At 56.9% G+C, this 11,891-nt stretch carries 4 protein-coding genes; all 4 read right to left on the bottom strand.

All coding sequences use genetic code 11. The features are described 5' to 3' along the window. Positions 1-4: 4 nt before the first annotated feature. The 4 genes from recD to recC all read right to left on the bottom strand — a co-directional run bounded on the left by recD (position 5) and on the right by recC (position 11,881). Complete coding sequence (gene recD / locus IM299_RS13915; RefSeq protein WP_045629959.1) at positions 5-1,825, bottom strand: exodeoxyribonuclease V subunit alpha; 1,821 nt, start codon at positions 1,823-1,825, stop codon at positions 5-7. Further along, the gene (recB, locus tag IM299_RS13910) at positions 1,822-5,364 is read right to left on the bottom strand and encodes an exodeoxyribonuclease V subunit beta (protein WP_193357651.1); all 3,543 of its coding nucleotides are present in this window, start codon (positions 5,362-5,364) and stop codon (positions 1,822-1,824) included. The genes recD and recB overlap by 4 nt, the downstream gene beginning before the upstream one ends. After that, on the bottom strand, positions 5,361-8,243 hold the full coding sequence (gene ptrA / locus IM299_RS13905) for a pitrilysin (protein WP_041908387.1): 2,883 nt from the start codon (positions 8,241-8,243) through the stop codon (positions 5,361-5,363). Before ptrA ends, recB begins: the two co-directional genes overlap by 4 nt. A 263-nt stretch (positions 8,244-8,506) precedes the next feature. Then, positions 8,507-11,881: an exodeoxyribonuclease V subunit gamma gene (gene recC, locus IM299_RS13900; protein WP_193357650.1), complete on the bottom strand. Its 3,375-nt coding sequence runs from the start codon at positions 11,879-11,881 to the stop codon at positions 8,507-8,509. Positions 11,882-11,891: the final 10 nt, after the last annotated feature.

Below are 11,891 nucleotides of genomic sequence, written 5' to 3'. Positions count from 1 at the left end.
TCGTTCAGAGAGAGTCAAATATCGCGCTCAGCCCGCTTCGGCGTTCCGTGCGAGTGGCAATCGCCTGTACCAGCACCCGTTCATCGGTATACAGCGACAGGCGCTGACGCGCGCGCGTAATGGCGGTATAGATCAGCTCGCGGGTAACGACGGGGGAAAGCTGTGTGGGCAGGATAAGTGCCGCATGGTTAAACTCAGAACCCTGGGATTTATGCACCGTCATCGCCCAGGCAGTTTCATGCTCGGGCAAACGGCTCGGCTGGAAGGACTTCACGCTACCGTCCGGCATCTGGAACCAGACGCGGAGCCCCTGCCCGCGATCGAGCGCAATCCCGATATCCCCGTTAAACAACCCCAGCGCGCTGTCGTTGCGGGAGATCATCACCGGCCGGCCTTCATACCAGCGCGAGTGCGGAGTACGGTTGATTTTACGCTTTTGCGCCAGCAGCTGTTCCAGCCTGTCGTTCAGGCCGCTGACGCCAAAGGGCCCTTCCCTCAACGCGCAGAGCAGCTGGTATTCGCCAAACGCGGCAATGACCTGCTCCGGCGTGCTTTGCTGCTGTACGCCCGTCAGAAAATGTTGATACCCCAGCAGGGCGTCATCCAGCATCGCCTGATACTCTTCCCCGGTTTGCAGCGATTTTTTCTCAATATCGGTAAAGGTACCGTCAAATACCGCACAGGTAGCGTGCCGGTCGCCCCGGTTCACCGCCGCCGCAAGCTGACCAATGCCGGAGTCGCTGCCAAAACGGTAGCTTTTTTGCAGCAGACACAGGCTGTCGCGCAGCGCCCCCGCAAGTAAATGGTTTTCAGCCGCGAGCGAACATCCGGTCAGGCGCGCCAGCTCCTCAGCGCGTTCTGCGGTATACCCCAGGCTGGCATAGGTGCAGATATCGCCCAGCACGGCCCCGGCCTCAACGGAGGCAAGCTGATCGCGGTCACCGAGGAAAATGACGCGCGCGTGCGGCGGTAACGCATCAATCAAACGCGACATCATCGTCAGGTCAATCATCGACGCTTCATCCACCACCAGCACGTCCAGATGCAGCGGGTTACCGGCATGGTAGCGCAGACGCTGGCTACCCGGCTGCGCACCGAGCAAGCGGTGCAGCGTGCTGGCTTCGTTAGGGAAAAGCGCAAGCCGCTCCCCGGTGAGCGGCAGTTTTTGCAGCGCGCCGCCTAACGACTCCGTCAGACGTGCAGCCGCTTTACCGGTAGGTGCCGCCAGGCGGATACGACACTTTTGCTCACCCGATAACTGAATCAGCGCGGCAAGCAGCTTAGCCACGGTGGTCGTTTTACCGGTGCCCGGCCCGCCCGAAATCACCGATATCCGCCGCGTTAACGCCACTGCTGCCGCCACTTTCTGCCAGTCTGTCTCGTCGTCAGAGGTAAACAGCGTATCCAGCGTTTGTCGGAGCAGTGCTTCATCGCACGGAAGCGGAGTATTGGTCTCGCTGAAGAAGCGCGCCACCGTCAGTTCGTTACGCCACAGCCGGTTCAGATACAAACGTTCACCCGTCAAAATCATTGGCGTACCGGTATCGGCGCTGCTGACGGCGGGCGAGCGGAGTAATATTTCTTGCCAGTCCACTGCCTCACCCAGAAGCGCGAAACACGCCTGTAAAGCCGGCGGCATTTTCTCATCCACCACCAGACGTGAAAGCGGCAGACAGACATGCCCTTCTCCCGCATCTTTACTCAGGATCGCCGCGGCAAGCATGACGGCAGGCTCTTCGCTCGCCACCATCATGGCAAATTGTACGTCCAGGTGGCGAAGTGCACGTTGTTCAATTGCGTCCAGCAGTAGCGCCTGCATCGTCATGCTACTTCCTCCGTGCTTGCAGCAAACAGGTTATCCATCTTTTCAATCAACTCCGCAGCCGGGCGGGTGCTGAAGATACCCGAACGCGGGTCGTTAGCATCCACGCCGCGCAGAAACAGGTAAATGACGCCGCCAAAATGATCTTCATAGCGATAATCGGCCATGCGATGGCGCAGGTAACGGTGCAGCGCCAGGGTGTAAAGCTGATACTGCAGATCGTAGCGATGCATTTGCATCGCTGAGGCCATCGCCTGCTGGGTATAAGCTTCGCTGTTTGCCCCCAGCCAGTTCGATTTGTAATCCAACAGGTAGTAGCGCCCTTCATGGCGGAAAACCAGGTCGATAAAGCCTTTCAGCATCCCCTGCACCTGGCGAAAATTCAGCGGCGGACACCCGGCGGATAACGGATCGTACTCGCGGATCAGCGCATCAAGCGCCTCGGCCCTGAGCGGGCTGGCGATGGGGAGGTAAAACTCCATCTCCACCTGCTTATCTTTGGCGGTCAGCTGGCTCAGCGAGATCCCCTGCGCCGTGAGCGGCGCGTGCAGAACAGCGCGGATCCATTCAGTGAGAACAGGCTGCCACTGTGCGTCGTAGCCTCCGCTCTGTAACATCTTCAGCACCCACTCTTCTGATACCGGTTGGGTAAAATCCAGCTCTTCAAACAGGCTGTGCAAAAACGTGCCCGGCGAGGCGCCGCGCGGAAACTGATGCGGCGTGAGCGCCGGCTCGACGGGCACGCTCCCGGCCCCAGCGGCATCCACGTCCAGTTTTGGCATCAGATCCTGCGCAATACTCTGTCCGTGCTGCTGTAAACCGGAGTAACTGGTGACGCGCCAGTCGTCAGCGATTGTGCGAGCCACCTCGCGGGCATGCAGCGCTGACTCTCCCTGCTCCGGCGTCTGCCAGCGGCTGCTGTCGGGCTGGGAGGGAATATGCAGGGCAACATGCTCTGAGCAAAGTGATTCGATGCACTGGCGCAGCCCTGCGGCATCTTTAGGCTCGCCGCGCTGAATAAGCCGCCCCAGCGCGCTCAGATGAAAATCACTCTCGCCGCTCTTTTCGCCACGGCGACGGAACAGCGGCGCGACGCCCAGGGAACAGTGCCAGACCGAACGGGTCAGCGCCACGTATAGCAGGCGCAGGTCTTCCGCGAGACGCTCCGCTTCGGCCAGCTCGACGCTGGACTCCGCGTTGCTGAGGTCGAGTACCGCTTCGAACGACTCGCGATCGTGGTAAAAAGCCTGGTCCTGCACGCGATAATTGGCGATAAACGGCAGCCAGACCAGCGGATACTCCAGGCCTTTCGACTTGTGAATGGTGACGATCTGCACCAGATGTTTATCGCTCTCGAGGCGCATCTGCTGGCTGGAAGAATTGCTGTTAGGGTCGGCAATCTGCTGGGCCAGCCAGCGCACCAGAGCATGCTCGCTCTCCAGTTGCGTACCCGCTTCCTGGAGCAGCTCGCTGATGTGCAAAATATCGGTCAGACGGCGTTCGCCGCCCGCTGTCGCCAGCATGTTTTCCGCAATGTGACGCTGTGCCATGAGCTCGCGCACCATCGCCATCACGCCGCGCTTCTGCCATTTTTCACGGTAGCGCACAAACTCTTCTACCACAGCATCCCACGCGGATTCGTCAGTATTAAGCGCATCAATGTCACGCGCGTTCAGCCCGAGCATCGCGCTCGCTAAGGCGCTGCGGAGCGTGCTTTCACGCTCCGGGGCCAGCACAGCCTGCAGCAGCCATAGCATCTCGAGGGCTTCCAGCGTTTCAAAAACGCTGTCGCGGTTGGAGAGGTAGACGGACGGTATATTCAATAGCGTCAGGGCGTCGCGGATAAGCGCGGCCTCCTGACGGCTGCGCACCAGCACCGTGATATCAGATGCCTTTACCGGGGCTGGTTTATCCTCCTTCCACAGCAGCGCATCGCCGCGCGCGCCTGCGCTGAGCCAGTCCCTAATTTGCGCCGCACAGTGCTGGGCCATAGCATTTTGATAGTCCGCGACGCCCCAGCCTTCCCCATCAAGTAGCCAGAAGTTCATGGCTGGCTGCGTTTCGCCATTAACCTCGAAGCGCAACGCGGTATTTTTAGGGGCGAACTTGACCGGCTGGAAAGGGATCTCCCGGAACATAAACGCCGTATCCATGCGGCTGAAGAGCGCATTGACGCTTTCCACCATGCCGGGAGAAGAGCGCCAGTTGGTGTCGAGCGTGTAGTGCGCGTCAACCTCGCTACGGGCTTTCATGTAGGTAAAAATATCCGCACCGCGGAAGGCGTAAATGGCCTGCTTAGGATCGCCGATTAACAACAGCGCGGTGCCGGGCTGCTGGCGCCAGATACGGCGGAAAATGCGGTACTGCTGTGGGTCGGTGTCCTGAAATTCGTCAATCATCGCGACCGGGAAGCGGGTGCGAATCGCGGCGGCAAGCGCTTCGCCATTTTCACTGCACAGCGCCGCATCAAGTCGGCTCAGCATATCGTCGAACCCCAGTTCGCCCCGGCGACGCTTTTCACGCGCGACGGCGTCGCGGATCTCCGTCATGGCGCGAGTGATCATCAGATCGTTGAGCGTCAGGGGCTCCGCCAGCAGGGTTTCAATCGCCAGAAACAGGGGATGTTCAGGCACGATGCCGTCTGCTTTGGTCCGCTCAACCAGGAAACGCCGGGAGAATTTCTCCAGCGCATCCGGGAGCTGGTAACCGCGCGTCTCTTCCTGCGCCCACGCGCTGATCTTATCGATCCATTTGCCCTGGTTGCCGCGATTGAACTTACGTCGATCGATCCCGGAATTCTCGATGATCGCGTCAATCTCACCGACTGACTCAATCCATTTTTGTTTGATGTCGGCAATTTTAGCGATGATTTTTTCATGGCGTGAGGCCAGGGTTTCATCCGCCGGGGGCGGAGATTTGATGACCGGCGCTTCCCCCTGAAGATAACGATCGATGGCGCGCAGCAGCGCTTCGGGCCCCTTCCACAACGCATGTACCGCTTCCGCAATATCCCGCTGTAACGGATAACAGTGGCGACGCCAGAAATCCGCGCAGGCCTGATAGCGAAGCACGGATTCATCTTCAATAAGCTGCTGCTCAAACAGCATGCCGGATTCAAACGCATTCAGGCTCAGCATGCGCTGGCAAAAACCGTGAATGGTGAAGACGGACGCTTCGTCCATCTGCCTTTCTGCGAGGAGCAGCCACTGGGCTGCCTGTTGCTTATCGGCGATCTCTTCCAGAAGGCTCGCATAGAGAGGGTTATCCGTGCTCTGGCGCAGACAGGCGATACGCAGTTCGTGGATATTGCTCCGAATACGGCCGCGCAGCTCAGCGGTGGCGGCCTCGGTAAAGGTAACAACCAGTAGCTCTTCAACGCTCAAAGGACGAGGAAAAGCGGCGTTACCGCCAAGGCCTAACAGCAGGCGCAGATAGAGCGCGGCGATGGTGAAGGTTTTTCCCGTTCCCGCTGAGGCTTCAATCAATCGTTCACCCTGCAGAGGTAAACGTAAGGGATCAAGGGACTCAGCGGTATCGGTCATTCTTTCTTACTCCAGGGCATAGATTGCTGCAACGCGCTGACGCTCTTCCAGACTTTCCAGCCTTTCGGGTTCACGTAGTCCGTTTTCCCGTTCTGGCTACCGGAAACCTGAGACAGGATAGTGATGCCCTGCGGCTTAATCACGGCCTGATGGAAGAAATCGGCAGCCTTCTGCGGCGTCAGCTGTTTTATCTCGGCCACTACTTTATCACGCGAATCAAATTTCAGATTACCGCGATCGAAATCTTTGCTCAGCTGTGACGCCTCTTCGCCCAGCGTCTGCGGCGGCTGCATCACCTGCGCGATGACGGCCTGCTGGATCTGAGCAAACTCTTCCGGCTTCATGGCCCGCAGTTTTGCTTCCACCTGCGGGAAGAACGCCTGATAGCGGTGCCAGAGATAGGCTGGCTGTTTGTCGCTGCTTTGCAGCAGGAAGCCCAGCCCCCATTGACGCCCCACGTTCATTGAGAAAGCAAATACCGCATAGCCAAGCTGCTCTTCTGTGCGCAGCTGGTTATAGAACCACGGCTGAATAATCTGACCCAGAACGGCGCTCTGCGCAGAGCTTGCGAATTCATCATAGCCCGTTGGCACAAACACCGCGGCCAGCGCGGAATCGGTGCTGCTCCCCGCTTTTTCAAAGATCACATTCTGTTTTTTCTCAACCAGCACGTCCTGGTTACGGCACCACTCGTCCCCTTTCGAACCGAGCTGCGTGCGAACATTTTCTGCCAGCGTTTTGGCCTGATCTTCGCTCATGTTGCCGACGATAAGAAACTCCGGGCGCGTGTTGGTTTTTAGCGAGTCACGGTAAGCCAGCACCTCTTTTAATGAGATTGATGGCAGCAAGGCACGGCGTTCTTCACGCTGGAAATAAGGTATTTGCGACAGCATTTGCGCCGGCATAAGCGCCTGATCGTAAGCTTTGCCCTTTTCTGCAGAATCCATCATCTGCGCATACCAGGATTTAGCCTGCTCAAGCTGCTCTTCCGTTGGCGTGTAGCTGAAGTAACCCTCGAGCAGTGCCTTGAAAAGCTGAGGCAGACGCTGAGTATAGCCATTTGCATTAAGCATCAAACCGTTGTTGGCATTGGTGGAGAAGCTGATCCCGCCCACGGCCGCCTGGTTGCTGAGCTGATCGAGCGCGATACCGGCCAGATAGTCATTGAGCGCGAACATCACCTGATTTTTGGCGCTGTTCATCGCTTTCGGGTTACGCAGGACCACGCTGACATCGGCCTTTGGCTCGCTCGCAAAATAACGGCTTGGGGTATACACCACGCGCAGCGTCGGTTCATCAATAATGAGCTCCGGGTGCGGATAATCCTTAGTCGTTTTGATCAGCGAGAAATCATCCGGGATATAGGGGTTCAGCTCCGGCAGCTTCAACGCAATCTCACCGGCCTTCTTCTGCCAGTCGGCGAAGGTCTGGTCGCTGATTTTGTCTACCTGATAAGGGGCATCAACAAAGTATGCCGTCTTGTTATGCGGTTCGTTCGGGCTGATGTACCAGATGCGGGCATTTTGCGGCGTCATCATCGCCAGGCGCGCTTTAACCGCCTCGGCATCATAACGATCGGCAATATTGACCGCGTCGAGCGTGTGCGCCACCGGCACGCGGATCATGGTATCCGCCAGCCACTCCACGTAATCCATATCGCGGGTAATGGACGGGTAACGGAAATCGAGATCCAGCACGTGCGCGAGTTCATCAAAATAGCGCTTATCGACGCCTTTCTCGCGCAGTAAAGAGAGGTAGCTAAAGATAGCCGCCACCACTTCATCACGGTTGGCCTGACCTTTGTCGGTCAGGGTGGCGGAGATCGCCAGCACGCCGCTGTTGCCGTTTACCACGGGATCGGAATCGGCGCGGATCCCTTCCACCAGCCCCTGTTTTTGCAGCCAGTCAGATAAGGTTCCCGGGCTGCGGTTACCAATCAGGTAGGTCACCAGCTCGTCGGTTTTACTGCGAAACTGGGCTGTGTTGTTATCAATGCGGAACTCAACGCGCAGCACTTTGCGGGGCATGGCAGGGACGTAGTGGATGACGATCCCTTTTTGCGCGTCCGTGACAACCGGTACGTCTATCTTCGGCAGGTCAATATTTTTATTCGGCACCCGGCCAAACGTTTGTGCCGCCAGTCCGGCAAGCTCCGGCAACGGTTTGTTGCTGTAAATAACCGCCTTCATCAGGTTGGCGGAGTAGTATTTGTCACGAAACGCATGCAGGGCGTCAATGACCGGGCTTCCCGGTTTATCGCTCAGCGTCTCCAGGTTACCGCCCGAGAAACGTGAGCCCGGATGCGCCGGGTTGATGGTCTCGGCGCTGACCTGCGCCATACGCATACCGTCCCGGGTACGGGCCATGGTCAGCTCCGCATTGACGGCATTGCGCTCGCGGTCGGCGTATTTTTTATCCAGCAGCGGCGCGGCGATAGCATCGGCAAGACGATCAACCGCCCCTGCCAGCGCGTCATTTTCGACTTCGAGATAAAAGGCCGTGCGGTACGGTGCCGTGCTGGCGTTGTGGCTGCCGCCGTGCATTTTCAGGAATTCAGAAAGGCTATCCGGCTGCGGATATTTTTTAGAGCCCATCAGCGTCATGTGTTCGAGGTAATGCGCCAGCCCCGGATGCGCCTCAGGATCTTCGAGCGATCCAACCGGCACCACTAACGCCGAGAGGGATTTCACCGCCTGCGGATCGGAAACCAGCAACACGGTCATACCGTTATCGAGGCGGATAGCCTGATACTGACGGGTATCTTTTTCGCTCTTACGGATAGTTTCCTGAACGGGTTGCCAACCGGAGTCTGCCTGAGTGACGGGAGCCCAAAGGGCGACAAACAAAACAAACGCTTTGAACAAGGTGCTGCCTGGCATTACGACCTCTTTATCACGGCTATCCCGTCATACTTCAAGTTGCATGAGCGTCGGCTGCATGCGTTCACCCCAGTCACTTACTCATGTAAGCTCCCGGAGATTCACACCCTTGCCGCCTTCCTGCAACTCGAATTATTTAGGGCAAACATCATTAACAAACTGCGTGCTGGACACGCCAACATCTCTTTATTTAGGTACATCAGTCCGTGATAAGAAGTGCATCATAAATGAACACCCCATACTGCGCAATTTTTATACAGCGCTCAGGACTGATTAAACTTAAACAACGGTAACAGGTAGCGCTGTGCCTCTTCCGTAATAGCCTCGAAGTATTCTGGCTCAAGCGTTCGCCATAGACGTTGATACCAGACATCCTCACCTTCACCGCGTACCATCATGTTTCCTTCATAGGCCTGCATAAATTTACTGCGCGCTTTCTGCAGCGAAGCCTCATCCGTTAACATCGCATCATTCTGCGCGTCATAACAGGCTTTTATCCACGCACCGCCACTTTCGGGTAGTAACAGGAGGGGTTTGTTCATTCCCTGAAGATAGCCCTCAATATACAAGGACAGATAGCGTAACGCCTGTTCTGCCTCCATAGGTGGGAAGCGCCATTCGCCCTCTTTGCGCACGAAGATCCGGCTTTCACCTTTATTCCCACCCGCACTGTAGACAAGATGTTCCAGCCAGAGTTGCAATCCTTGTGAAACGCTGAGCAGAGAAGGCCGCCAGCGCAGTAGCCCATCCGGTTGAACCTGGGTTAGCCAGCCCGTGAGCTGTATGCCCTTGCAACTGAGATCGATTTCGATGCTTTGTCCGGGCTGGCGGTGCTCCCTGACGCGCTCCGCCAGAGCGGTCATCTCCTGGCACTGCGCCTCCCAGACGATTTCCCCAAACGCACCGTAAGGTAGTTGCCCTGCGGCACGGTAGCGGCGGTAAAGTTTGTCTGCATCTTCCTCTTCAACCAGCGCATTAAGCAGCTGGAGGTTTAGCTGATAGCGCTCCAGCCCTTCCAGAGTAAAGGGTTCTGCATCAGGAATTTCGCTCTCTTCAGAGCGGAAGTTGACCTGTAATCGCTGCTGGAAGAAGGCGCGCACCGGATGCGCCCAAAACCGCTGAAGCTGTTCGAAAGTCAAAGTATTAATGGGCAGCGGATCAAGCGGCTGAATAAAATCCGTATGGGCTCTCCCCTCTTTTTTCGCTGCTGGCAGCCATTCGCGGGCATAGCTCTGCTGTTCGCTGACAATATAGTTTACCGGGTCAAACGGCATGCGGCTGTGGATACAGGTAATGTGCGCCTTCACCCGCTGCTCGCTTTCATCGCAGTTAAGCGCCTCATCCCCAGCCAGATAGTGGCTCTGGCCGATATAGTCCACCAGTTCCTGCACCAGAACGGAGGGGAAGCGCTCGCTGTTGTCCTGAATGGAACGACCGATATAGCTGATATAGAGCTTACTTTGAGCGGAGATAAGCGCTTCAAGGAAGAGATAGCGGTCATCATCACGACGGCTACGGTCACCCCGCTTTGGATCTGCGTTCATCAAATCGAACCCCAGCGGTGCCAGGGCCCGAGGATAAATACCGTCGTTCATGCCGAGCAGGCAGACCACCTTAAAGGGAATTGAGCGCATTGGCATCAGGGTACAGATATTGATGGGGCCTGCCAGGAAACGCTGGCTGATTCGCTCCTGGTCAAGGCGCTGCGTCAACTCATCTCTCAGCAGCGACAAAGGAATCGCTTCGCGATAGTGGGAATTCACGCCCTCGTCAACGATAGCCTGCCACTGCGTTTCAATGAGCGCCATCGCCGCTTCGGTGTCGTTGTCTGGCAGGAAGAAATCATTAAGTAACGCCCTGCACACCGGGAGCCACTCTTCAAGAGGACGCGGCTGCATTAGCTCACGGCGCCAGCGGTTAAGCTGCATCAGCAGAGAAGCTAAATGCCCTACCAGGTCAGCAATCAAACCACTGGACTCATCGTAAGGCAGCACTTCGTTCCACTCGCCCTGGCTGCTCTCCATGGCGTAGCCCAGCAGCATACGCGTCAGGCCAAACCGCCAGGTATGCTGGCCGGTTGGGGGAAGCTCGAACTCCTGAACGTTATCGTCATCGATGCCCCAGCGAACGCCTGATTCGTTTACCCACTGGCGAAGGTAGCGCAGCCCTTCTTCATTGATGTTGAAGCGGGCTGCCAGCACGGGAACATCCAGTAACGCCAGAACATCTTCGGAGATAAACCGGCTATCCGGCAGTGAAAGCAGGGTGATAAATGCCTGCAATGCCGGGTGCGACTGACGGGCACGACGGTCAGAGATGGCGTAAGGCAGATATCGCTCACCCGTCGCACTGCCGAAGACGGCCTGAATAAAGGGACTGTAGCTGTCGATGTCCGCCACCATCACCACGATATCGCGCGGCGTCAGTTCAGGGTCGTCCTGCAGCATCGCCAGCAGTCGATCGTGAAGCACTTCGACCTCACGCTGCGGGCTATGACAAACATGGATCGTGATACTGCGATCCTCAGCGTCCAGCTTCCGCTTGCTGTCGCTGCGCTCAAACTCTTTCGCCGTCACGCCCATGACGGCGCGGTTCTCCAGATCCAAAATATCTAACTGAATATTATGCAGCAGACTATCCGGGGCGATCTCGACAAAGGCGTCAACGTCACCTTCGCCTGATGACGTAATATCGGAGAGCATGTGAATGTAATCACGCCCCAGCTTCCCCCATGAGGCAAGCAGTGGATTGGGCAGGTTCTGGATGCCGTCTTCATCAAAAAGCTGCCCGGCAGTCGAGCCGTCTTTAAACAGCGGGACGGATCGTTCTTCAAAAAGGCGCTTTCGCTGGCGAGTCACCAGCCGCGCAAGCCAACGTTCGTCGAGGATATCCCCCCAATACTGTCGGCAAGGGTTGGTGAACAAAATATGAATATCGATATGTTTACCCAGCGCATTCAACGCTTTCAGATAAACAGGCGGTAATGCGGATATCCCACAGATAAAAACGCGTGACGGCAGTCGGGCTGGACGCGCCGACGCATTCTCGAGTATTGAGATAAACCGATCGTAGAGGTTGGCACGGTGCCACTTAGGCTGCCCAAGTTTCTCCGTATGCTCGACCAGCGCTTTCCAAAGCGGTGCCTGCCATATTTGCGCCTCCGGTAACCCTTCAACCAGTTCGCCCGCTTCCCAGCGAATTAACCAGTCAGAACGGTAAACAAGGTATTGGTCGTAGAGATCGGCGGTGCGCGACGCCAGCTGGAACAGCTTGCGCTTATCGGTATCGTCATTGAGGTAGTGGCGCAGCATGCCGAATTCATCGTGCTGGAGCATCTCCGGCAGCAGCGCCATCAGCTTCCAGCTCATGCCCTGCTTGTTGAAGGCGCTCTGCTCGGGGATGTCCGGTAACACGCGAACAAACATCTCCCAGATAAAGCTCGCGGGCAGCGGGAAATCAATATTCGCGGCAATGCCAAACTTACGGGAAAGCGACATTTGCAGCCACTGTGCCATACCGGTGCTCTGCACCAGCACCATTTCAGGCTCAAAAGGATCGTCGAGCCGCTCGCGCTCAACAATAAATTCCATCAGTGCTTCCAGCACATCCAGACGATTTGAGTGGTAGACCCTTAACATAGACGCTCCC

The sequence above is a fragment of the Enterobacter cloacae complex sp. P47BA genome, from assembly GCF_014930485.1.
GTDB classification, from domain to species: domain Bacteria; phylum Pseudomonadota; class Gammaproteobacteria; order Enterobacterales; family Enterobacteriaceae; genus Enterobacter; species Enterobacter bugandensis.
This window is presented reverse-complemented; position numbering and strand designations above follow the sequence as displayed.

What these genes read in the sequence shown, in the direction of transcription:
- recD (WP_045629959.1), bottom strand. Translation starts at nt 1,825, where the DNA reads ATGACGATGCAGGCGCTACTGCTGGACGCAATTGAACAACGTGCACTT.
- recB (WP_193357651.1), bottom strand. Translation starts at nt 5,364, where the DNA reads ATGACCGATACCGCTGAGTCCCTTGATCCCTTACGTTTACCTCTGCAG.
- ptrA (WP_041908387.1), bottom strand. Translation starts at nt 8,243, where the DNA reads ATGCCAGGCAGCACCTTGTTCAAAGCGTTTGTTTTGTTTGTCGCCCTT.
- recC (WP_193357650.1), bottom strand. Translation starts at nt 11,881, where the DNA reads ATGTTAAGGGTCTACCACTCAAATCGTCTGGATGTGCTGGAAGCACTG.